The organism is Ruegeria atlantica (assembly GCF_013033965.1).
GTDB lineage: Bacteria > Pseudomonadota > Alphaproteobacteria > Rhodobacterales > Rhodobacteraceae > Ruegeria > Ruegeria atlantica_D.
In genome coordinates this window covers 54,809-76,688 of the sequence record NZ_WQFE01000008.1, presented here as the reverse complement: position 1 = coordinate 76,688, position 21,880 = coordinate 54,809, and the positions used below count along the sequence as shown (strand labels likewise).

The 21,880-nt window shown below is 59.0% G+C and carries 20 protein-coding genes; 10 read left to right on the top strand and 10 right to left on the bottom strand.

From position 1 onward, the window contains the following. The first annotated feature begins 43 nt into the window (after positions 1–43). Positions 44–2,497 carry a GcvT family protein gene (locus GOW16_RS14830; protein WP_170416346.1) on the top strand — a complete coding sequence of 818 codons (2,454 nt, stop codon included), beginning with the start codon at positions 44–46 and terminating at the stop codon, positions 2,495–2,497. 144 nt (positions 2,498–2,641) lie between these two features. Then, positions 2,642–3,547 carry an EamA family transporter RarD gene (gene rarD, locus GOW16_RS14825; RefSeq protein ID WP_170416344.1) on the top strand — a complete coding sequence of 302 codons (906 nt, stop codon included), beginning with the start codon at positions 2,642–2,644 and terminating at the stop codon, positions 3,545–3,547. Here rarD and GOW16_RS14820 read toward each other — a convergent pair. After that, on the bottom strand, positions 3,538–4,248 hold the full coding sequence (locus GOW16_RS14820; protein WP_170416342.1) for an SGNH/GDSL hydrolase family protein: 711 nt from the start codon (positions 4,246–4,248) through the stop codon (positions 3,538–3,540). The two genes, rarD and GOW16_RS14820, sit on opposite strands and share 10 nt — an antisense overlap. Positions 4,249–4,250: 2 nt before the next feature. Continuing rightward, on the bottom strand, positions 4,251–4,661 hold the full coding sequence (locus GOW16_RS14815) for a nuclear transport factor 2 family protein (protein ID WP_170416341.1): 411 nt from the start codon (positions 4,659–4,661) through the stop codon (positions 4,251–4,253). 96 nt (positions 4,662–4,757) lie between these two features. Here GOW16_RS14815 and GOW16_RS14810 point away from each other — a divergent pair, with 96 nt between their 5' ends. Continuing rightward, entirely contained in the window at positions 4,758–5,405 is a 648-nt protein-coding gene (locus tag GOW16_RS14810) for an RluA family pseudouridine synthase (RefSeq protein ID WP_170416340.1), read from the top strand. A 2-nt stretch (positions 5,406–5,407) separates the two neighbouring features. Here the strand turns inward: GOW16_RS14810 and GOW16_RS14805 are convergent, their stop codons facing one another. After that, positions 5,408–5,593 carry a hypothetical protein gene (locus GOW16_RS14805; RefSeq protein ID WP_170416338.1) on the bottom strand — a complete coding sequence of 62 codons (186 nt, stop codon included), beginning with the start codon at positions 5,591–5,593 and terminating at the stop codon, positions 5,408–5,410. Between the two features lie 102 nt (positions 5,594–5,695). Between GOW16_RS14805 and GOW16_RS14800 the strand changes: the two genes are divergently transcribed. The 4 genes from GOW16_RS14800 to GOW16_RS14785 all read left to right on the top strand — a co-directional run bounded on the left by GOW16_RS14800 (position 5,696) and on the right by GOW16_RS14785 (position 8,673). Further along, complete coding sequence (locus GOW16_RS14800; RefSeq protein WP_170416336.1) at positions 5,696–6,385, top strand: helix-turn-helix transcriptional regulator; 690 nt, start codon at positions 5,696–5,698, stop codon at positions 6,383–6,385. A gap of 108 nt (positions 6,386–6,493) precedes the next feature. Further along, positions 6,494–7,165: an OmpA family protein gene (locus tag GOW16_RS14795; RefSeq protein ID WP_170416334.1), complete on the top strand. Its 672-nt coding sequence runs from the start codon at positions 6,494–6,496 to the stop codon at positions 7,163–7,165. Positions 7,166–7,280: 115 nt separating this feature from the next. After that, positions 7,281–7,823 carry an NADPH-dependent FMN reductase gene (locus tag GOW16_RS14790; protein ID WP_170416332.1) on the top strand — a complete coding sequence of 181 codons (543 nt, stop codon included), beginning with the start codon at positions 7,281–7,283 and terminating at the stop codon, positions 7,821–7,823. Between the two features lie 49 nt (positions 7,824–7,872). After that, positions 7,873–8,673 carry an acyl dehydratase gene (locus GOW16_RS14785; RefSeq protein ID WP_170416330.1) on the top strand — a complete coding sequence of 267 codons (801 nt, stop codon included), beginning with the start codon at positions 7,873–7,875 and terminating at the stop codon, positions 8,671–8,673. Here GOW16_RS14785 and GOW16_RS14780 read toward each other — a convergent pair. Then, positions 8,665–9,705 (bottom strand): NAD(P)/FAD-dependent oxidoreductase, encoded by a 1,041-nt coding sequence (locus GOW16_RS14780; RefSeq protein WP_170416328.1) that lies wholly within the window; start codon positions 9,703–9,705, stop codon positions 8,665–8,667. The genes GOW16_RS14785 and GOW16_RS14780 overlap by 9 nt on opposite strands. Positions 9,706–9,754: 49 nt before the next feature. Between GOW16_RS14780 and mnmD the strand changes: the two genes are divergently transcribed. Both mnmD and GOW16_RS14770 read left to right on the top strand, forming a co-directional pair. Continuing rightward, positions 9,755–10,420, top strand: a complete 666-nt coding sequence (mnmD, locus tag GOW16_RS14775; RefSeq protein ID WP_170416326.1) for a tRNA (5-methylaminomethyl-2-thiouridine)(34)-methyltransferase MnmD — start codon at positions 9,755–9,757, stop codon at positions 10,418–10,420. Next, on the top strand, positions 10,417–11,286 hold the full coding sequence (locus tag GOW16_RS14770; protein WP_368039914.1) for a DMT family transporter: 870 nt from the start codon (positions 10,417–10,419) through the stop codon (positions 11,284–11,286). Before mnmD ends, GOW16_RS14770 begins: the two co-directional genes overlap by 4 nt. Here GOW16_RS14770 and GOW16_RS14765 read toward each other — a convergent pair. Next, the gene (locus GOW16_RS14765; protein ID WP_170416324.1) at positions 11,260–13,224 is read right to left on the bottom strand and encodes a transglycosylase SLT domain-containing protein; all 1,965 of its coding nucleotides are present in this window, start codon (positions 13,222–13,224) and stop codon (positions 11,260–11,262) included. The two genes, GOW16_RS14770 and GOW16_RS14765, sit on opposite strands and share 27 nt — an antisense overlap. A gap of 134 nt (positions 13,225–13,358) precedes the next feature. On the opposite strand from GOW16_RS14765, the gene dapA reads away from it, so the two are divergent. After that, positions 13,359–14,231, top strand: a complete 873-nt coding sequence (dapA, locus tag GOW16_RS14760; protein WP_170416322.1) for a 4-hydroxy-tetrahydrodipicolinate synthase — start codon at positions 13,359–13,361, stop codon at positions 14,229–14,231. A 127-nt stretch (positions 14,232–14,358) separates the two neighbouring features. On the opposite strand, the gene GOW16_RS14755 is transcribed toward dapA, so the two are convergent. The 5 genes from GOW16_RS14755 to xsc form a co-directional block, all read right to left on the bottom strand. Further along, the gene (locus tag GOW16_RS14755) at positions 14,359–15,231 is read right to left on the bottom strand and encodes a dimethyl sulfoxide reductase anchor subunit family protein (protein ID WP_170416320.1); all 873 of its coding nucleotides are present in this window, start codon (positions 15,229–15,231) and stop codon (positions 14,359–14,361) included. Beyond that, positions 15,231–15,980: a 4Fe-4S dicluster domain-containing protein gene (locus tag GOW16_RS14750; protein ID WP_170416318.1), complete on the bottom strand. Its 750-nt coding sequence runs from the start codon at positions 15,978–15,980 to the stop codon at positions 15,231–15,233. The genes GOW16_RS14755 and GOW16_RS14750 overlap by 1 nt, the downstream gene beginning before the upstream one ends. 91 nt (positions 15,981–16,071) lie before the next feature. Continuing rightward, complete coding sequence (locus GOW16_RS14745) at positions 16,072–18,885, bottom strand: molybdopterin oxidoreductase family protein (RefSeq protein ID WP_170416316.1); 2,814 nt, start codon at positions 18,883–18,885, stop codon at positions 16,072–16,074. 78 nt (positions 18,886–18,963) lie between these two features. After that, a complete protein-coding gene (pta, locus tag GOW16_RS14740) occupies positions 18,964–19,986 on the bottom strand; it encodes a phosphate acetyltransferase (protein ID WP_170416314.1) in 1,023 nt (340 codons plus the stop codon). Between the two features lie 4 nt (positions 19,987–19,990). Next, entirely contained in the window at positions 19,991–21,769 is a 1,779-nt protein-coding gene (xsc, locus tag GOW16_RS14735; protein ID WP_170416312.1) for a sulfoacetaldehyde acetyltransferase, read from the bottom strand. Positions 21,770–21,880: the final 111 nt, after the last annotated feature.

The following is a 21,880-nucleotide window of genomic DNA, read 5'->3' as shown; positions in this document are numbered from 1 at the left end:
TCCGTGTATTTTGGCTGGAAACTCATAAAGCGGAATCATGAGAATGGCTGATCTTCCTACTAAGGCCCGTGTTGTCATCATCGGTGGCGGAGTCATCGGATGTTCGGTGGCGTACCACCTGACCAAAAAGGGCTGGAAAGACGTAGTGCTGCTGGAACGTAAGCAACTGACCAGCGGTACCACCTGGCACGCGGCGGGCTTGATCGCGCAGCTGCGTGCAACGGCGAACATGACCAAACTGGCGAAGTACAGTCAGGAGCTTTATGGCTCGCTTGAGGAAGAAACCGGTGTGGCCACGGGATTCAAACGTTGTGGGTCGATCACTGTTGCGTTGACTGAAGAGCGCAAAGAAGAGCTCTACCGTCAGGCGGCCATGGCACGGGCCTTTGGTGTCGAGGTCGAAGAAATCGAAAATGAGCGCATTCAGGAACTGTATCCGCACATCAACCTACAAGGTGTGACGGGTGCTGTTTACCTGCCGCTGGACGGTCAGGGTGATCCGGCCAACATTGCACTGGCGCTGGCCAAGGGGGCCCGACAGCGTGGCGGTATCGTCAAGGAACGCGTGAAAGTTACCGACATCGCCAAACAGGGCCGCAAGGTGAGCGGCGTTGACTGGGTCGCGGATGACGGCAGCGCCTCGGGCCATATCGAATGTGACATGGTCGTGAATTGCGCGGGCATGTGGGGGCATGAGGTCGGCAAGATGGCTGGCGTCAACGTTCCGTTGCACGCGTGCGAACACTTCTACATCGTCACCGAAGGCATCGACGGCTTGACCCAGTTGCCGGTTCTGCGAGTTCCGGATGAATGTGCGTATTACAAAGAAGATGCTGGCAAGATTCTGTTGGGTGCATTTGAACCGAACGCCAAGCCGTGGGCGATGAACGGCATCCCCGACACGTTTGAGTTCGACCAACTGCCCGAGGATTTCGACCATTTCGAGCCAATCCTCGAAGCCGCGTGTGAACGTATGCCTATGTTGGCCGAGGCTGGCATCCATACCTTCTTCAATGGACCGGAATCGTTTACCCCTGATGATGCCTACCATTTGGGGCTTGCGCCCGAGATGGACAATGTCTGGGTTGCGGCAGGCTTCAACTCAATCGGTATCCAATCTGCTGGTGGTGCGGGCATGGCACTCGCCGAGTGGATGGACAGCGGTGAAAAACCGTTCGATCTGGGTGACGTGGACATCAGCCGGATGCAGCCGTTCCAGGGCAACAAGCAGTACCTGTTTGAGCGTTCGAAAGAGACGCTGGGCCTGCTCTATGCCGATCACTTTCCCTATCGCCAAAAAGCCACCGCACGCGGGGTGCGCCGGACGCCGTTCCATCATCACCTGCTGGAACAGGGCGCGGTCATGGGCGAACTGGCAGGCTGGGAACGTGCCAACTGGTTTGCGAATGAAGGGCAGGAGCGGGAATACCAGTACAGCTGGAAGCGCCAGAACTGGTTCGAGAACTCGGCCGCTGAACACAAGGCTGTTCGCGAAAATGTCGGTATGTACGACATGTCATCTTTCGGCAAAATCCGTGTCGAAGGCCCCGATGCCGAGGCGTTCATGAACTATGTCGGCGGCGGCGATTACTCGGTGCCGAATGGCAAGATCGTCTATACCCAGTTCCTCAACCGCGCAGGTGGGATTGAGGCGGACGTGACGGTCACCCGCCTGGCCGACACCGCCTATCTGGTCGTGACCCCGGCGGCGACACGTCTGGCGGACCAGACCTGGATGCAGCGCCACGCGGGTAACTTCAACGTTGTCATCACCGATGTCACTGCGGGTGAGGGCGTACTGGCCGTGATGGGGCCGAATGCACGTGCGCTGCTTGAAAAGGTCTCACCCAACGATTTCACCAACGCGACCAACCCGTTTGGCACAGCGCAGGACATCGAGATCGGCATGGGCCTGGCTCGCGCTCATCGCGTGACCTATGTGGGGGAACTTGGTTGGGAAATCTACGTCTCGTCCGACATGGCGGGTCACGTGTTCGAAACACTACACGAGGCAGGACAGGACGTGGGGCTGAAACTGTGCGGTATGCATATGATGGACAGCGCCCGGATCGAAAAAGGCTTCCGCCACTTCGGCCATGACATCACCTGCGAGGACCATGTGGTCGATGCTGGGCTCGGCTTTGCGGTCAAGGTCGACAAGGGCAGTGACTTTATTGGTCGTGAGGCTGTGATCGCGCGCAAGGAAAGCGGACCGCACAACCGCCTTGTTCAATTCAAACTGACCGACCCGGAACCGCTGTTGTTCCATAACGAACCGATCATTCGGGATGGCGAGTATGTGGGCTATCTGTCCTCGGGCAACTATGGCCACACGCTGGGCGGTGCGATCGGTCTGGGCTATGTGCCCTGCGAAGGCGAAAAGGCCGCTGACGTTCTGGCCTCGACCTACGAGATCGATGTTTGCGGTGTCAAAGTCAAAGCCGAAGCGTCGCTCAAGCCGATGTACGATCCAAAATCCGAACGCGTAAAAGTCTAAATCCTTATGATCGAAAACGGGGCGCTTCGGCGCCCTTTTTTGTTGTGCATATCAATTTTGTTGATGTGAGTGTTCACGGATTTCGTAGTTTTCAAACCATCCGGATCAGCCGTATAGACAAACGGTATTATCGGGAGGCCCATGATGGCGGACGTCGCAGCACCACCCCAGAATGAGGACACGCCAAAGGGATTGGCTTTGGCGGTGACCGCTTACGTTCTTTGGGGTTTCCTGCCGCTTTACATGAAGGCGCTGGCGCATATCGGACCGGTTGAGATCGTGGCGCATCGGATTATTTGGTCAGTACCGGTAGCCGGGCTATTGCTGGTGGCGTTGGGGCGAACCAAGGATCTGAAGGCCGCACTGCAGAACCCGAAAATGCTGGGCATGGCCTGTCTGACCGCAGCTTTGATCTCGGTAAACTGGGCAATTTATGTTTGGGCCATAGCCAGCGGCAATGCGCTGGATGCGGCGCTGGGTTACTACATCAATCCGCTTTTCAGCATTGCGTTGGGGGCGGTACTGTTGCGCGAACCTTTGAACCGCACGCAACTGGCGGCCGTTGGTTTGGCCGCATTGGGCGTTCTGGTGTTGGTTGTCGAAGCAGGCCGGCTTCCATGGGCCGCTCTGGCGCTGACCGTCAGTTGGGGGTTCTATGCCTTCTTCAAACGCTCGTTGCCCATCGGCCCCAATCAGGGCTTTTTGTTAGAAGTTCTGATCCTGTTGATCCCCGCCTTGGTTTACATCACCTGGTTAGCGGCTAAAGGAACCGGTCACTTCGGCGCTGCCGCTGGGGACACCATGCTGCTGGCTTGCGCCGGTATTGTCACGGCTGTTCCGTTGCTGGTCTATGCCAACGGGGCCAAACTGGTTCGGCTGTCCACAATGGGGATCCTGCAATACATCGCACCGACGATGATCTTTATCACTGCAATCACCGTATTTGGGGAACAGATCGACCGAGGGCGCATGATCGCCTTTCCGCTGATTTGGGCGGCGCTGGTGGTCTACACGATCCCAATGATCCGTCAGATGCGGTCTCAGACCTGACGCAACATGTCAGCGGCGGCCTCTGCCCACAAGCGATAGGCCTTTGGGCTTGGGTGATATCCGTCCGGAGCAGCCAGCGCCGGGTCATCGGGAAGCTCCAAGGGCAGGTGGCGGGCCTGCGGGAATGCCGCGGCAGCCTTTTGTAAACCCTGATCCAGCCGCGCGGCCTGACGTCCCAGCACCCACGCAAGTGGCTGCGGTAGCGCTGGAAATCGCTCCATTTGTGGCACGGCAGTTACGACGATATGGCGAACACCCAGATTGTTCGTAAGATGATTCAGCAGTTGGGTCTGCAAGGCTGTGAACCTTTGCTGAGAAACAGCACGTGTGACGTCGTTGACACCCAGGGCGGTCACGGCCGCATCAAACGTGCCTTCAAGGCGTTCCAGCCGGTCCAGCGTATCCTGCGTCGTGTGGCCTGTCGTTGCCTCAAGTCGCCATTCCACGCTGTAGTGGCGGGCCAATCGTGCCACCAGAAACCCCGAAAGCGCCTGTTGTTGTCGGCCAGCACCAACGCCGGCTGCCGAGCTATCGCCTGCGATCAGCAACCGCAACCGGGGGCCGCGCCCTTCGCGCCCCTGTCGAGGGCCCGAGGGTTCTGGAAGTTGTTGCGCGTTTCGGCGCACGGAAACCGCCTGGGCTGCCAGAACCGGCAGCAGCGGCACGCGCAAGATCTGATCTGCGGCAATCAGGCTGGGCATGTTCAACTGAGCGCGTTTTTGTACTCGAGGAATCTGGGGTCTGTCATAACCCGGGCCATCATGGCCTCACGCAGGGCACCAATGGTTTTGTAGGGACGCATGACAACTTCGAAGTTCTGAATCAAACCGTCGTCATTCAGAGTGATCAGGTCGACGCCTACCGCATCCAAATCTCCGACCTTGCACTGAAACTCCAGCGCCCAGTCTTTGCCTTCACCCATGATCCGGCGATAGCGAAAATCGGAAAACACCTGTCCCACATGGCCCAAAACGGCCGCCACAGGTTCACGACCGGTCCACGTGCTGTAGTAGGTCGGTGGTGAAAACCGCACGTCCTCGGCCAGCAATTCGTGGATCAGGCTTTCGTCGCCCTTGGCAACGACGTCTTTCATGTGCGCGATCATGGGATGCATGGGTTCTCCTCCGCTTTGTTCCGAGAGTTGCTGAACTGATCCGTTCAGGCAAGGCCGACGTTGCGGGAAGCAACGCCGTGCGATAGGCAGGCGCGCATGAGCGAGACCTATGATCCCCCGAAAACACCGTTGGACGTGCTGCATGAAGATGCGCAGCTAATCGTGGTCAACAAACCCTCGGGTCTATTGTCTGTGCCGGGGAGGGGGGAGCATCTGGCCGATTGCCTGTTGACCCGCGTGCAGGCGGCATTTCCGCAGGCTTTGCTGGTGCACCGGCTGGATCGGGATACGTCAGGTGTCATGGTGTTCGCCCAGTCACCGCACGCACAGCGGCATCTGAGCATGCAGTTCGAAAAACGCCAGACCCGCAAGACCTATGTTGCGCGCGTTTGGGGGCGTATCGAGCAAAAGACCGGAACCGTCGATCTGCCATTGATCGTGGATTGGCCCAACCGCCCGCGCCAGATGGTCTGTCATGAGACTGGTAAGCCCGCCGTCACCGACTGGCGGTTTGTCAAATACGAGGGCGAGACAACGCGCGTCCGATTGTCCCCCAAAACGGGCAGATCGCATCAGCTGCGCGTCCATATGCAAGCGCTGGGTCATCCCATTCTGGGCGATCCGTTCTACGCAGAAGGACCTGCGCGCGAATTCCCGCGTCTGATGCTGCACTCTGAGGAATTGCGCCTGAAGAGCCCTGAGGGCGGAGTTTCAATGAAATTCCGCGCCCCGGCTGATTTCTGACCTCAGGCCGTGCTCGACCACAGAATCTTGAGGTTGCCCAATGAGAACCGCTTGGTCCGCTTGCGCGGCGCGCAGGGCTGACGGGCTGCCATGATTTCGCGTTCAATCTCGAACGCGCGCAAGGTGTGATCCTGAGCCCAGCGGTCCAGTTTCAATGTCATCATCACGTGATTGTCGAGATATGGCATGATCGACCTCCTTTGATTTGTTTCCCCAAGATCGCCGATCACTCCTGACACCACCCTGTCAGGGGGGTGTGCTAGAGTGTCAGCAGATACCCGGAGAACCCAATGCGCCGCTCGACCCGCCTGTTTGAAATCATCCAGATTCTGCGCTCTGCCGAGGCACCGGTGACGGCAGAAGCGCTGGCAGAAAAGCTCGAAGTATCGTCCCGCACCGTTTATCGCGACATTGCAGCATTGCAGGCGCAACGAACTCCGATCGAGGGTGAAGCTGGCGTGGGATACCTGATGCGCCGCGGGTATGATCTGCCGCCGTTAAACTTTGACGCGGAAGAGGTCGAGGCGCTGTGGGTTGGGCTGTCCATGCTGGCGCGCACAGGGGACAGTACCCTGCAACAGGCGGCGGACCGGGTGTGTCGCAAGATCGACGCTTTGCGCGCGCCTGCGGATTGGCTGCAGGTCGCCCCATGGGGCGCACCGATGGATGACCCGGCCAAGGGGTGCGTGCCCGTCGTGAACTATCGTGAGGCCATCCGCTCTGAGCGCAAAATTCGCATCACCTACGTGAACGCCGAAGGCGAACGGACCGAGCGAGTCGTCAGACCCGTCGCCCTGATCTATCACATCGAATGCACGATGCTTGCAGCGTGGTGCGAACTGAGAAATGCATTCCGCCATTTTCGCACGGATCGTATTTGGGCCTGTGACCTGACAAACGATCATTTCTGCGGGCAGGGGGAGCCGTTGCGGGCGATCTGGCAAGACCAGAACCAATGGGATCCCGCAGAACGGCGGTAAATTGCCGACTTCACCCGATTGTTGCTTGAGCCTATGTTGAGGGAACGCGATATACTGCGCCAAACAATGCGGGTCCGGTGAACGGGCCCCAGAGCAGAAGGTGATTTCATGACGATTTCCAAAAGTGTTCTTGCCGCCGGACTGTGTTCGGCCCTGTTTTTGGGGGCCTGTACAGACCCCGGTACGCTGAACCTGCCCTCGGACCCGAACCAGAACGCCAAACAGGGCGCAATCCTTGGGGGTCTGATCGGCGCAGGTGTCGGCGCGATTGCCAATGATTCGGACCCTCTGCTGGGTGCAGTGGCCGGCGGTGCGATCGGTGCAGCCGGAGGCGGCCTGATCGGCAATCAACTGGATCGGCAAGCAGCGGAATTGCGTCAGCAACTGGCCAACCAAGGCATCATCGTTACCAACGCGGGCGACCGGCTGATCGTCACCGTTCCGAATGACATCACCTTCGACACCGACAGCGCGACCGTGCGCCCGGCTCTAAGGGCCGATCTGGTTCGGGTGGGGCAGAATCTGGTGAACTACCCCAACTCGAACGTGCAGGTCATCGGCAATACCGACAGTGACGGTGACGCCGCGTATAATCAGGGCCTGTCCGAACGCCGTGCGCGGTCTGTCGCGGATATTCTTCAAGCAAATGGCGTAAGCGGTGCACGCATCTCAACCATCGGTCAGGGCGAAAGCCGCCCGATTGCGTCAAACCTGACGCCCGAGGGGAAGGCGCAGAACCGCCGGGTCGACATCGAGATCATCCCCAACGGAAACACATAACGACATGGGCGCTTTTACGTGCCCATTTTTTGCACATTGACTGCGCGTCATCCGGGCTTTGGTGTGCGTGAAAGTTAAGTTAGCTATTGGGAAACACCTGAACCGGAGTTTCCCAATGTCTGACCCAATCCTCCTGAGCCTGTCCGGCTCATTGCGCCAGAGCGCGACCAACCGCAAATTGCTGCGCGAAGCAGCCCGGCTGTTCGAGCCGGGAACGCATATCGAAGCTGATCTGAACCTTCCACTCTATGATGGGGACCTTGAGGACGGCAAGGGCATCCCTGAAGCCGTGCAAACCCTTTCCGATCAAATCGCCCAAGCCCATGCCGTGATCATTTCGACCCCGGAATACAACAAAGGTCCGTCGGGTGTTCTAAAAAACGCTTTGGACTGGGTCAGTCGAACCGACGGTCGCCCATGGGCCGACAAACCGGTTGCCGTGATGTCAGCCGCCGCAGGACGCGCAGGCGGCGAGCGGGCGCAGATGGTTCTGCGCGGCTATATGGTTCCTTTCCAACCGCGCATCCTGCAGGGCCCGGAGATTCATCTCGCAAGCAGTTCGAACGAGTTTGACGAGCAGGGCAAATTGCTGAGCGACCGTTACGAAAGTTCTCTGCGGACACTCATGCAGAAACTGCGTGCCGAGGCTGGGTTCTAAGATCGAGAGGCTGCTTGCCGGGTCAGGTCCGTCTGCATAATCTGCCGCTATGACTGACGAAATACAGACCGATGTGATGGACCCGGCCCGCGCCTCTGCGCTATTGGCGGCGCTTGGTTCCCGTAAGAAATTCGGTGCGGGCGATCACCTGCCGCCGTTCTTTCACCAGCTGTATTTCTGGTCGCCGCAACCGCCTGCTGCCTTAGGTCGGGACGGGCATCCAAAGGTTGGTGGCGGTCTGATCCCCGATATGGGCTTGCCGCGCAGAATGTGGGCTGGGGGCCGCCTGCAATTTCACACGCCGTTGGTCGCGGCTTCAAAAGCCCTGCGCCGGTCTGTGTGCGAAAGCGCGACGACAAAAGCCGGCCGGACCGGTCCGTTGGGGTTTGTAACCTTGCGGCACGACATTTCTCAGGACGGTCAATTGTGTCTGAGCGAATGGCAGGATCTGGTTTACCGGCAGGACCCGTCGGACACGGATATCCAAGCCAAACCGCCTGTGGCACGCACCGATGAAACCGACAGGCGAGATGTGACCTTCGACAGCACATTGCTTTTTCGATACTCGGCGCTGACCTTTAATGGGCATCGTATCCACTATGATCTGGACTATGCACGTGGGGTCGAAGGCTATGACGGTTTGGTCGTTCACGGCCCGCTATTGGCGCAACTTTTGTTGCTATTTGCCGAGGATCTTGTAGGTCCATTGGCTCAATTCTCGTTTCGCGCGTCATCGCCGTTGATGGATTGTGAGACGGCAACCCTGTGCCGGAATGGCCAATCGATGTGGGTGCGCGGACCCGACGGGCGGCAATGTATGTCCGCCGAGGCCGTCCCGCGATCAGAGTGACGCTTCGGGCCTGAAATCTTCCGGGATCGCATCCTTATCTTCAAGAACAAGATCTGCCATAACCTCGGCCACTTTCGGGGCCATACCAAATCCGATCTTGAAGCCACCATTGGCGATAAACTGACCCTTGTGCAGCGGGTGCGCGCCCAGCATCGGAGCGCGGCTTTTGCTTCTGGGCCGCACGCCCGCCCATCGTTCGATGACCTCCGCCCCGTGTAACACGGGAACCGCTCGCATCGCCCGGTCCAGAACGTCATCCAGGGTGGAATCCGTGCTGGCCGGATCATCATAGTCTCGTTCCGAAGTTGATCCGATTGCCAACGTGCCATCCGCATGTGGTATGAAATGGATCGCATCCGCAAACAGTTGCGGTACGTCGCCCGCGTCAAACCGCAACAGAGCCGCCTGTCCTTTGACGCCGTTGCCGACTGTCTTGCCAAACGCCTTGTTCAGTTCCTGAAGTCCGGCAAGTCCCGTTGCATGAACAACCTGCCCGCGGTCTGGTGCATCCGCTACGACCTCGACCCCCATGACCCCCAACGCCGCAACCAAGGCCGCACAGGCGCGGCGGGGATGCATGCGGGCACTCAGCGTGTCATGGATGACAAAGCCCGTGGAGCTGGGTGGGCACCATGCACCGATTGCGGCTGTTTCAACAACGCGCCATTCGGCGCGGGCTTGCCACAGTTCGGCCGCCGTACCAGCACGAGCATGCGCAAGGTCCAGCGTTCGGGTGTCAGTGATGGGTTGCAGGCGCCCCAGCCGGGCATAACCGGGTGAAACGCCGCCTGTCGCCTCGACCTGTTTCCAGAAGGGTTCTGCCATGATCAGGCTGTCGAACTGAAACGCCTTCTTGGCATTCCAGTTCTCGGGTACATGCGGAGCCAGCGCACCGACCAAACCGCCGCTTGAACCCGCACCGGGACCAAGGGGGTCGACGATCTGCACCTTTGCGCCGCGTCGGGCACAGGTCCAGGCGATGGACAGGCCGAAAATCCCTGCACCTCGCACCGTCACATCGACCATTGCCATTCCCCTTTACCTTGTTCAGTGTCGCGCCGCTTAGCTACAGGATTCCCCGATGGCACACCAGCGCGCCGAACTGACATGGACCGAGGATCAGATCCCCGTCTCGGATCGTTTCGACGATCCGTATTATTCGTTGCAAAACGGGTTGGAAGAGACGCGTCACGTGTTTCTGGCTGGCAATGATCTGCCTGCGCGCTTCGCACCGGGATTTCACATTGCGGAACTCGGCTTCGGCACCGGCCTGAATATGCTGACCGTCTGGTCAGAGTGGGAGAAATCGGGCCAGACGGCATCCCTGGCTTTCACCAGTTTCGAGGCTTTCCCGATGGAAGTTGAAGACATGGAGCGTGCGCTGGCGGCCTTTCCCGAACTCGCGCCGTGGAGCACGCGATTTCTTGCGCACTGGAAAGGCGACGCATGTGATCTGGGAACCTTGCGGCTTGAAGTCGTCGAAGGCGATGCGCGCCAAACGCTGCAAGCATGGAAAGGGGTCGCCGATGCTTGGTTTTTGGATGGGTTCTCTCCGGCCAAGAACCCCGAATTGTGGGGCGCTGAGCTGATGCAGCAGGTGGCCGACCACACGGCAACCGGGGGGACGGCAGCGACATACACCGCCGCCGGGTTCGTGCGGCGGGGGCTTGAGGATGCAGGTTTCACCGTCACCCGCACACCGGGTTATGGCCGAAAGCGCCACATGACGCAGGCGGTCAAACGGTGACACAACAAAACAACACGCGCGCCGGGATTGCGTTGATGATCGGGGCGACCATCGTCTTTGCGTTGCAGGACGGTATCTCGCGCCATCTGGCGGGAACCTATAACACCTACATGGTGGTGATGATCCGGTATTGGTTCTTTGCGGCCTTTGTTATCACTTTGGCCGCACGTGCGCCGGGCGGGTTGAAGGCCACCACTCAGACAAGCCAATTGAAGCTGCAGATTTTTCGCGGCCTGCTGCTGGCAGCCGAAATCTGTGTCGCGGTGTTCAGTTTTACTGTTCTGGGCCTGATCGACGCCATGGCCGTCTTCATCTGCTACCCGTTGTTGGTCGCCGCTCTCAGCGGACCGGTATTGGGCGAACAGGTCGGTTGGCGCCGCTGGGCTGCGATCGGCGTCGGATGCATTGGCGTTCTGATCATTCTGCAACCCGGTGTGGGTGTGTTTAACCCATGGGCCATTGTCCCGCTGATCTCGGCTTTCATGTTTGCAGTTTATGGATTGCTGACCCGGTACGTGTCCCGCCGCGACAACTCTGCCACCAGCTTCTTCTGGACAGGCGTCAGTGGCGCTGTTGCCATGACGCTTGTTGGGATGTGGTTCTGGGAGCCGATGGCCCAGACAGATTGGGCCTGGATGGCGCTGCTGTGCGTAAGCGGTGTTCTTGGACACTGGTTGCTGATCAAGTGCTATGAAATGGCCGAGGCCAGCGCGGTGCAGCCTTTCGCCTATTTCCATCTGGTCTGGAGCGCGATCCTGGGGATCTCGATCTTTGGTGAAACTCTGCGCCCCGAAGTGGTCATAGGCGCAGCTCTGGTTGTTGCGGCCGGGTTGTTCACTCTATGGCGCGAAAGACGCCAGAGTTGAGCCAACCAATTCCTGCGAAAACGGAATCGGCAGAGCTGGTTCGCCAAGACGGGCGCGATAGACGGGCAGGCTTTCCGCGACCCGCATCACGTAGTTGCGAGTCTCGCTGAACGGGATTGTCTCGATCCAGTCGACCACGTCGATTTCACCCGCGCGTGGATCGCCATAGCGCTCCATCCACGAAATCGGTCGGCGCGGGCCTGCGTTGTACCCGGCAGCCATCATCACGACATTTCCATTGAAATCAGCCGCCAGGCTGGACAGGTAGTTCGCACCCAGCTTAGCGTTGTACTGCCAATCAGATGTCAGCTTGATCGTCTTGTGACCACTTAGAATGCCCAGTTCCTTGGCCACTAGTTTTGCCGTGGCGGGCATGACCTGCATCAGCCCGCGCGCACCTGCGCCGCTGATCACAACGGGGTCAAACTCGCTTTCCCGTCGGGCAATGGCTAGCGTCATTTCCTTGGCCATGGGCAGGCCTATGTCGGCGACCGGGTGCACCGGATAGTAGGCAGCCGGCAGAACCAAACCGACGGTCGCAGCCCGTTTGGCAATCATCACGGCCAGATGTGGTTGCCTCAACTCGATCACCAGGTCGCCCAGTTGATTGGCCTGAACCGGGTCCAGCCCCTCGACCAAGTGGGTCAGGAAGCGCTCAGCCAGATTGTCTTCGTCAGCCTTCAAAAGCAAAAGCCCGGCCTCCAGCACGCTGGACTTGGAAAACTCGGCCTGCTTCCAATGCGGCGCGCGGCGGGGGTTGGCCAGTTCACTATCGAATGGACGCCCGATCCGTTCCGCGGCCAACAAACCATAGAAAGATGTCTGATGATCCGCGCCCATGGCATAGGCTTCATAGGCCTTGTCAGCATCTCCTTGTGCCGCATAGGCACGTCCCAGCCAGTACCCGGCACGCCCTTTCGAAATCGGTGATTTCACCGCTTCCGAGAAGTTCTGGAAATGTCGAACCGCGGTGGCCGGATCATTCAGTTTACGCAAAGCCAGAAACCCCGAAAGCCACTCGAGATCCGCATAGCCATAGCCCATTTCAGGCGTCATATGGTGATTGGCGGCAATCTGATAGGCCCGGCCTTGATCCCCGTTGCGCATCTCAAGCCGGGCCAGACGGCGGCGGCCCTCGGCCCATTTGTCGGGCTCACCTAACGTATCCGGGCCGGTGGAGCGCGTCAGCATCAGGTCAATCGCGCTGTCATCCAGTTCCTTCTTGTCTCGCCAGACAAACCTGTCAAAGGCCAGCCCCGGAGTATCCATCAGCGACTTTGGAACCGCCGCCACCTTGCTGTCGACGCCGGATTGCCGTTTTTGAAGACCGATCCGCGCCTCTGCCAGTTTGCGCTGATCAGCACTGACCAGCGGCAGCATTTGGCCTGCGCTGACCAGGTGATTGTCCCACAGCATCCGGTCCAGGCGTGCAGCGTGATGGGGTTTGAGCAGTTTGCCAAAGTTCTCAAGATAGTCCTTTTGCAGACCTGCACCCATGGGCATCGTCCGCCATGCCGTGACGATATCGGCCTCGGCATCGCCGGGTCGTCCCTTTGCTTTTAATGCGACCGCATAATTCAAAGCACCTTCGGCGGATTGCGGCGGCTGTTCGGCATAGAATTTAAGGACGCGATCCGGATCCGTACCAGTGAACGCGGGCTCACTCTTACGCCTGAGCCAGGCCAGCCCAGGCCAGTCAGGACGGCGGTCCAAAAACACCAGAACGTCGCCCGAGCTTCCAAACCCTTCGCGCAGCCAGTGCCAGACGATGATGTCCCGGGATACCGACCCCCGCGGACCTGAAACACGTAGGGCTTCATTCCAGTCCCCCTTGCGCATTTCGTTCATACCGGCCCGCAGATCACCTGCCGCGTCGGCTCGCACATGTGTGCCCGAAATCAGAATCACGACCGTCAAAAACGCCAGAAAGCGTGTCATCCCTTGCATTTCCCAACCAACCAAGGATACAGCCATTCAGGATAAAGCTTGCGCCGTCGGGTTCAACTCAAGAAAGTCACTTTCCTGACAAACCGAGACGCAAAAAATACAAACTGCACTCTAAGGAGCGTGTCATGTTCAAAGGCTCTATGCCAGCCCTCGTCACCCCGTTCAGCAACGGCGAGTTGGACTTGGATACGCTCAAACGTTTGGTGCAATGGCAGATTCAGGAAGGCTCGACCGGTCTGGTTCCTGTTGGCACCACCGGAGAAAGCCCGACGCTCAGCCACGAAGAACACGAGACCGTCGTGGAAGAGGTTGTCAAAGCCTCGGCCGGTCGCGTTCCTGTGATCGCGGGCGCCGGTTCGAACAATACCGTCGAGGCGATCCGCTTCGTGCGATTCGCCGAAAAAGTGGGCGCCGATGCTGCATTGGTGGTGACGCCCTATTACAACAAGCCCACGCAAAAAGGTCTTTTGATGCATTTCCGCGCGCTACACGACTGCGCGGATATCCCGATCATCATCTATAATATTCCCGGTCGCTCGATTATCGACATGACCCCTGAAACCATGGGTGAGCTGGCAAAACTGCCGCGCATTGTCGGTGTGAAGGATGCCACCGGTGATCTAGCGCGCGTCAGCCAGCAGCGGGCCAGTTGTGGTGCCGATTTCTGCCAGCTGTCCGGCGAGGATGCCACTGCGCTGGGGTTCAATGCCCATGGCGGTGTTGGCTGCATCTCCGTGACAGCTAACGTCGCACCCAAGCTGTGTGCCGAATTCCAGCAGGCGACACTCGACGGCGATTTCGCCAAAGCTCTGGAGTACCAGGATCGCCTGATGCCACTGCACGAAGCGATTTTTATCGAGCCTGGCCTCGTGGGTGCCAAATACGCGCTCAGCAAACTTGGTCTGTGCAGCGAAGAAGTTCGCTTGCCCCTGTCCGGGTTGGACAACAGCACCAAATCCGCGATTGATGCGGCGATGGAACATGCAGGCCTGATCTAAACAGGTTTGAAAAAGAAAAAGGCGGCCTCGAACTTCGAGCGCCGCCCTTTTTGTTCCGGATCCAGACTTCATCTGGCTGAAAATATCTCGGGGGAGTCGCGGCTTGCCGCGACGGGGGCAGAGCCCCCTACCGTTTTCCGTAATACAGCCCGACGACGTGCTCGGCCTGCGCGAAGAACAGCCAGCGCGAAGTGGCAACGCCGGCAAGGTGCGACGCCACGGCCAATAGCGCAAAGAAGTGGCCGAACGGCAGTAGCAACAGGATAACAGGCAGGACAAAAGCCAACACAAACGAGATGATGCGCAGCTTTTCGGCATGTTTGCGGCCAACGACGTGAACGAATTCGCGCAGCAGGTAGTTGGTGCCAGTATGGGGTGGCTCAAACGCACGTACTGCACCTCGGTCGCCCAGTCCGGTGGCTGTGCCCAGATTGGTGCCGGACTCTTCCAGTGCCTTGTCGCCCTTCTTCCAATACAAAATCTGCACCAACGCCGCGATAAGCAACAGCGGCAGCGCCACTCGGACCTGTCCGGCCAACAGCGCGCCTCCTGCAAGGCTGAAGCTGAGGAACATGGCCGGAGTCAGCTTCATGTTCCAGCGCGGAATGGTCTTGAGCTGGGTGTAGATCATCGAAGTGGTGAACACGGTCAGTAGCGAGAACAGCGCACCGATCCAGCCAAGTAAGCTCCAGCGTTGTCCCAGAAAGATCACGCCTATCGCATAAAGACCCATGACGATCAGAGCGATAACCGCGCACCAGCCTTCGCGGCTGAGCCAGCTGGTCTTCCATTGCGTAAACGCTTTCCAGGCCCGCTCAGGGTGGCCAAGGTGAAAGGTGGACGCCATCAGGCCGCCAACGGACAGGGCGTAGGCGATGGCGAAAAAGACAAAAGCGATCCAGCCAGAGACGTCAGGCAGACCAAGCCCCAGAAAGAGCAACAGTCCAAAGCCAAGGCCCGACAGGGTCGTGAAGATGATAACGGATGGTGCTGGATGCATCAGAGCTTCTCCAAGGTTTTGTCCAGCCAGCCAAGGAACCCTTTGGGCTCTTCAGCGACCGGGGCCAGCAACGGGGCCAGGATGTCGATCTGATCTTCGACATTATCTTTGGGCCGTGGCGGCAAGTATTTGTTGACGGGTTTTGTGCCCATTTCAGGCATCAGGTCCATGCCACCGCGTTCGGCGACCAGCTTGCTGACATCGCTGTCCGGATCGCCCAAGTCACCAAAGTGACGTGCGCCCGCGGGGCAGGTGCGTACGCAGGATGGAACACGGTCTACTTCGGGGAGGTTCTCGTTATAGATCCGGTCCACGCAGAGCGTACATTTCTTCATCACCCCTTCAGCCTGATCCAGTTCGCGCGCGCCGTAAGGGCAGGACCACGCGCACAGGCCGCAGCCGATGCAGTCGCTTTCATTGACCAGAACGATGCCATCCTCGACCCGCTTGTAGCTGGCGCCGGTGGGACAGACGGTAACGCACGGTGCGTCCTCGCAATGCAGGCAGGATTTGGGGAAATGGATCAGCTGGGCGTGGCCTTCGGCCGGTTGCACCTCATAGGAATGCACCCGGTTCAGGAAGGTGCCCGACGGGTTGGCTCCGTAAGCGTCCTGATCGGACAGCGGCGCGCCGTAGTTTTCGGTGTTCCAGCCTTTGCACGAGATGACGCAGGCGTGGCAGCCAACGCAGGTGTCCAGGTCGATGACCAGACCCATCTTGCGGTCAGTGGATGAGGGGAGCTGGGTCATGACTGCCTTGCCTCCGCGTGTGTGGTGAGGGCGGGCTGGGGCGCTGCCCCAGACCCCGAGGTATTTTGGGCCAGATGAAGTGCGGATCGGTTCATTTGCCTACTTTCCATGCCAAATCCTTCGGTCCTTTTCCGACCGGAGATTCGATTGGTGGGAATTCCGGTTGGCTTTCCGCATCCGAGGGCGGCGCGGCCTTTTCGATTTTGACCTTGAGGTCGAACCAAGCGGCCTGACCGGTGATCGGGTCCGAGTTGGCCCACCGCAGACCATCGCCCTTGGGTGGCAGCAATTCGTGGATCAGGTGGTTCAGCAGGAAGCCCTTGGTGGCTTCGGGCGCGTCCTCTTGCAAGGCCCAGGCGCCTTTGCGTTTGCCAATGGCGTTCCAGGTCCAGACGGTGTTTTCGTTCAGTGCTGCCATTTCCATGACCGGAACCGTGATCTCTCCGTGCGGGGAAGTTACCTTGGCCCAATCGCCGTCCTGCAGGCCATTCTCGCGCATCAGCTTGGTCGGAACATAAAGCGGGTTGCGGCCGTGCAGCTGACGCAGCCATGCGTTTTGGGTGCCCCAGCTATGATACATCGCCATCGGGCGCTGCGTCAGGGCATTAACTGTGAACCCTTCGTTCCCGGTCTGGTCGGTTTCGTACCAGATGGGCATCGGGTCCAATGTCTCTTTGATCCGCTCGCGCAGGTGCTCGGGCGGCTGACGCTCGCCGTGACCTTCGGCGGCCAGCTGGAACTTGCGCATCGGCTCGGAATAGAGCTGGAACAGGTAAGGCTGCGGGCTGTCATAAATACCCATGCTGACGGCCCAGTCCTGATAGGCCGTGTTCCATGGTTTGTAGTAGTCGGCCCCTTCCGGGATATGAGCCACGTAGAAGCCGCCGTTTTCGATGTAACGGTTCAACTGGTCCGGGTTGACCTCACCCCGGCCTTCCTTGTCGCCATTCTCGCCACGGAAGCCGGCAAGCGGGCCGATGCCTGGTTTACGCTCGTGATTGACGATGTAGTCGGCGTAGTCCTGCCATTTTGCGCTGCCGTCTTCGTTGGTGAACCCCGGCAGGTCCATGCGATTGGCCAGTTCGATCAACGCCGATTGGAAGCCTTTGACATCCCGGTCGGGTTCAATTACCGGCCAGCGTATCGCGTCGGCTGCCGCATCCGCTTCGCAGATCGGGCGATCGAGAAGCGAGATACAGTCATGCCGTTCCAGATAGGTGGTATCGGGCAGGATCAGGTCGGCATAGGCCACCATTTCCGACGAATAAGCGTCGGAATAGATGATATGCGGGATCACATAATCGCCGTTCTCATCCTTGTCCGTCAGCATCTCCATGACACCCGTGGTGTTCATGGATGAGTTCCAGGACATGTTGGCCATGTACATGAACAGCGTGTCGATCTTGTAGGGATCGCCGGCATGCGCGTTAGAGATCACCATATGCATCAGCCCATGGCTGGACATCGGGTTTTCCCAGGTAAATGCCTTGTCGATCCGCGCGGGGCTGCCATCAGCCTTAAGCGCCAGATCATCAGGTCCCTGAACAAAGCCCAGGTGCGGGCCGTCCAGCGGTGTATTTGCGGTCACCTTGCAGTGTGGTTTCGGGTGCGCCTCAACCGGCTTGGGATAGGGCGGTTTGAAGCGGAAACCGCCGGGAACTTCGACCGTGCCGAGGATGATCTGCAACACGTGCAGCGCGCGGCATGTCTGGAAACCGTTAGCATGGGCAGAAACACCGCGCATCGAGTGCATCGCCACCGGGCGACCGATCATCTTGGTGTGCTTTTCGCCGCGGAAATCGGTCCATTCCTGGTCCAGCTCAAACGCCTCGTCAAATGCCACGCGCGCCAATTCGCCCGCGATTGCACGTATACGGCTTGCGGGGATGCCGCATTTCTCGGCGATCTTCTCGGGCGCGTATTCGTCGCTGAGATAGCGCTCGGCCATCAGGTGGAAAACGGGACGGTGGGTGACGCCGTCTTTCTCGTAGGTCGCCGACAGGTCCGGGCGAACGCCCGGTTTGTCGAACGCCGTCAACTCGCCTGTATTGCGGTCAACAACCAGCGGCTTGCCGTCCTTATCCCGCAGGAACAGACCTTTGGTCGGACCCTCGGACGCGTCGATCAGGACCGGTGCGTTGGTGTAGCGGCTGAGGTAATCCAGGTCGATCTTGCCCGCCTTCATCAGCACATGGATCATCGACAAGATGAACAGGCCATCGGTGCCGGGTGTGATTCCGACCCAATCATCAGCAACGGCGTTATAGCCAGAACGGATTGGGTTGACGCCAATCACGCGCGCTCCGCGCGCCTTGATCTTGCCGATGCCCATCTTGATTGGGTTGCTGTCGTGATCCTCGGCCACGCCAAACAGCATGAACAGCTTGGTGTGTTCCCAGTCGGGCTGACCGAATTCCCAGAACGCGCCGCCCATCGTGTAGATACCGCCTGCAGCCATGTTTACGGAACAGAACCCCCCATGAGCCGCATAGTTACAGGTGCCAAAATTCTGTGCCCAGAAGCTGGTGAAGCTCTGGCTCTGGTCCCGGCCGGTGAAAAAAGCCAGTTTTTCGGGGTTATCCTCGCGGATCGGTTTGAGCCAGCCAACGGCAAGGTCCAACGCCTCGTTCCAGCTGATCTCTTCAAACTTGCCCGAGCCACGCGGACCAACGCGTTTTAGCGGCGCGCGAAGGCGTGAGGGCGCGTTGACCTGCATGATCCCCGCCGAGCCCTTGGCGCACAAAACGCCCTTGTTGACCGGGTGATCGCGGTTGCCCTCGATATAGGCGACCTTGCCGTCCTTCATGTGCACGTTGATCCCGCAACGGCAGGCGCACATGTAACACGTTGTTTTTCTGACCTCGTCAGAGACCTTGGGAGAGGTATTAATGATTGGCTGGTTCATTTCTGGTCCCTGTGGCTTTTGTTCCGATTAGTCTCATGATCAGAGAAAAATCGGAACATTATTTTGCTTGAGCCGGATTTACGAGACGTCTGTCCGGGTCTTGGATGTTTCGGCCTGGACGGCGGTGACCGCGACCATATGCAGAACGTCTTCGGCGGAACATCCGCGTGAAAGGTCGTTGGCCGGCTTCGCAAGCCCCTGAAGGATCGGGCCGATTGCTTCGGCTCCGCCGATACGTTGGGCAATCTTGTAACCCAGGTTGCCCGCATCAAGGTTCGGAAACACGAATACATTGGCCTCGCCGCGCAATGGCGAATCCTTGGCTTTTTTGGCCGCCACTTCCGGGACGAAAGCAGCATCAAACTGAAGCTCGCCATCGATCAGAAGGTCAGGGTCTGCAGATTTTGCGATCTCAAGTGCCTCGGATACTTTATTGATCTTCGGATGCTTGGCGCTGCCTTTGGTGGAGAAGGACAGCATCGCAACGCGGGGCGTCTCATGCGTCAAGGCCTTGAACGACGCGGCCGAAGCCCGGGCGATTTCGGCCAGTTCCTGTTCGTTCGGATCAACGACCAGACCGCAGTCGGCAAAGATATGTGCCCCCCGAACCGTGTGGTGATCGCGGCAGTAGAGCATCAGGAAAAAGCTGGACACCATGGCCGAGTCGGGCGCTTTGCCGATGATCTGCAAAGCGGCGCGAACCGTGGCCGACGTGGTTTCAACAGCTCCGCCAACGGTTCCGTCAGCAACGCCCATATGCACGAGCATTGCAGCGTAGTTCAGGCGGTGTTTGATTTCTTCAGCGGCCTTTTCAGGCGTCATGCCCTTATGCTTGCGCCGCTCGTATAACTCAGCTGCAAAGGCTTCAGAATGGGTCGAGTCAGACGGGTCGTGAATTTCGATACCGTCGACGTCCTGGCCATCCTGTTCAGCCAGCAGGGCAGTGACTTTGGCTTTGTTGCCAACCAGAATGATGCGTGCGACACCTTCTTTGCGGGCCTTCAAAGCACCTTCAACAACACGTGGATCATCGCCCTCGGCGAGGGCGATGATCTTGTCGGAGCTGCTGGCAGCTCCGAGAATTGTGCGCAGTGGCTTCACGCGCTTATGCTCCGGCCTGAGGCGTCATGTCTGCGTCGGAAACGCCGGCAACAGCGACAGGCTTCTTCATGGCGTCACGGCGGAAGGGCTCACCCAGTTCCTGGTTGATCAGAGCTTCGATCAGGGTGGTGGTGCCGTTCTTCTGGTCTTCGATCGCCTGGTTCAGCGCCGCGGTCAGCTCTTCCTGAGTGCGTGCAACGACGCCCTTCAGGCCACAAGCTTTGGCGATACCTGCATAGGAAACCTGAGTGTCCAGCTCGGTGCCAACGAAGTTGTCGTCGAACCACAGGGTCGAGTTACGCTTTTCCGCGCCCCACTGGTAGTTGCGGAAGACGATCTGGGTCACGGCGGGCCATTCCGAGCGACCAATTGCGGTCAGTTCGTTCACGGCGATACCAAATGCACCGTCGCCTGCGAAGCCAACAACCGGAACGTCCGGCTGGCCGATTTTCGCGCCGACGATGGCGGGCAGACCATAGCCGCAGGGGCCGAACAGACCAGGCGCCAGGTACTTGCGGCCTTCTTCGAAGGACGGGTACGCGTTACCGATGGCGCAGTTGTTGCCGATGTCCGACGAGATGATCGCCTCTTTCGGCAGCGCGGCCTGAATTGCGCGCCATGCCATGCGGGGGCTCATCCAGTCAGGCTTGGCAGCACGTGCACGCTCGTTCCAAGTGGTGCCCGGATCGTCGTCCTCGTGGGTCATTGAGGTCAGTTCCTGCGCCCATGCGGATTTCTTCTGGGCGATACGGTCCTTACGCTCTTGGCGGCCTTCATCACCAGCGGTGTCGCTCAGGCGGGACAGGATGCCGTTGGCAACTTTGGCGGCGTCGCCGATGATGCCGACGCTGACGTCTTTGGTCAGACCGATACGGTCAGGGTTGATGTCGACCTGAATGATCTTTGCGTTGGCAGGCCAGTAGTTGATGCCATAGCCGGGCAGGGTCGAGAACGGGTTCAGACGGGTGCCCAGAGCCAGAACAACGTCCGCTTCCGAGATCAGCTCCATACCGGCCTTCGAACCGTTATAGCCCAGCGGGCCGGCAAACAGCGGGTGCGAACCGGGGAAGGCGTCGTTGTGCTGGTAGCCAACGCAGACCGGTGCGTCCAGACGCTCGGCCAGGGCTTTCGACGCGTCGATACCGCCTTCGGCCAGAACAACACCGGCGCCGTTCAGGATGACAGGGTTCTTTGCGTTCGACAGCATCTCGGCAGCGGCAGCAACTGCATCTTCGCCGCCCGAAGGACGTTCGAATTCAACGATCTTGGGCAGCTCGATGTCGACAACCTGGGTCCACATGTCACGTGGGATGTTCAGCTGCGCCGGGGCGCTGGCGCGCTTGGCATTCATGATCACGCGGTTCAGGACTTCGGCAACACGCGAGGGGTCGCGTACTTCTTCCTGGTAGGCAACGCAGTCCGCGAACATGCGCATCTGTTCCATCTCCTGGAAACCGCCCTGACCGATGGTCTTGTTGGCCGCCTGCGGAGTGACCAGCAGAACCGGGGTGTGGTTCCAGTACGCGGTCTTCACGGCGGTCACGAAGTTGGTGATGCCGGGGCCGTTTTGCGCGATCATCATCGACATTTTACCGGTGGCGCGGGTGTAGCCGTCTGCCATCATGCCGCCGGAACCTTCGTGGGCGCAGTCCCAGAAGTTGATTCCCGCCTTAGGGAACAGGTCCGAAATCGGCATCATAGCCGAACCGATGATACCGAACGCATGTTCGATACCGTGCATTTGCAGAACCTTAACAAAGGCCTCTTCAGTGGTCATTTTCATCTGAGTGTTCTCCGCACAATTGAAGAAAGGTTCGGGCACAGCACCCGCCTTTGCATATGGTTTTGGCGTATGGGGCGAAGCGGCGTTAGGGCCAGAACGTTAACCGGGATA

Bases quoted from the DNA above. Each gene is read 5' to 3' on its own strand.
- GOW16_RS14810 (WP_170416340.1), top strand. From the start codon at position 4,758: ATGAGCGAGACCTATGATCCCCCGAAAACACCGTTGGACGTGCTGCAT.
- mnmD (WP_170416326.1), top strand. From the start codon at position 9,755: ATGGCACACCAGCGCGCCGAACTGACATGGACCGAGGATCAGATCCCC.
- rarD (WP_170416344.1), top strand. From the start codon at position 2,642: ATGGCGGACGTCGCAGCACCACCCCAGAATGAGGACACGCCAAAGGGA.
- GOW16_RS14795 (WP_170416334.1), top strand. From the start codon at position 6,494: ATGACGATTTCCAAAAGTGTTCTTGCCGCCGGACTGTGTTCGGCCCTG.
- GOW16_RS14765 (WP_170416324.1), bottom strand. From the start codon at position 13,224: ATGACACGCTTTCTGGCGTTTTTGACGGTCGTGATTCTGATTTCGGGC.
- xsc (WP_170416312.1), bottom strand. From the start codon at position 21,769: ATGAAAATGACCACTGAAGAGGCCTTTGTTAAGGTTCTGCAAATGCAC.
- dapA (WP_170416322.1), top strand. From the start codon at position 13,359: ATGTTCAAAGGCTCTATGCCAGCCCTCGTCACCCCGTTCAGCAACGGC.
- GOW16_RS14800 (WP_170416336.1), top strand. From the start codon at position 5,696: ATGCGCCGCTCGACCCGCCTGTTTGAAATCATCCAGATTCTGCGCTCT.
- GOW16_RS14785 (WP_170416330.1), top strand. From the start codon at position 7,873: ATGACTGACGAAATACAGACCGATGTGATGGACCCGGCCCGCGCCTCT.
- GOW16_RS14815 (WP_170416341.1), bottom strand. From the start codon at position 4,661: ATGCATCCCATGATCGCGCACATGAAAGACGTCGTTGCCAAGGGCGAC.
- GOW16_RS14780 (WP_170416328.1), bottom strand. From the start codon at position 9,705: ATGGCAATGGTCGATGTGACGGTGCGAGGTGCAGGGATTTTCGGCCTG.
- GOW16_RS14750 (WP_170416318.1), bottom strand. From the start codon at position 15,980: ATGACCCAGCTCCCCTCATCCACTGACCGCAAGATGGGTCTGGTCATC.
- GOW16_RS14755 (WP_170416320.1), bottom strand. From the start codon at position 15,231: ATGCATCCAGCACCATCCGTTATCATCTTCACGACCCTGTCGGGCCTT.
- GOW16_RS14805 (WP_170416338.1), bottom strand. From the start codon at position 5,593: ATGCCATATCTCGACAATCACGTGATGATGACATTGAAACTGGACCGC.
- GOW16_RS14745 (WP_170416316.1), bottom strand. From the start codon at position 18,885: ATGAACCAGCCAATCATTAATACCTCTCCCAAGGTCTCTGACGAGGTC.
- GOW16_RS14820 (WP_170416342.1), bottom strand. From the start codon at position 4,248: ATGCCCAGCCTGATTGCCGCAGATCAGATCTTGCGCGTGCCGCTGCTG.
- GOW16_RS14830 (WP_170416346.1), top strand. From the start codon at position 44: ATGGCTGATCTTCCTACTAAGGCCCGTGTTGTCATCATCGGTGGCGGA.
- GOW16_RS14790 (WP_170416332.1), top strand. From the start codon at position 7,281: ATGTCTGACCCAATCCTCCTGAGCCTGTCCGGCTCATTGCGCCAGAGC.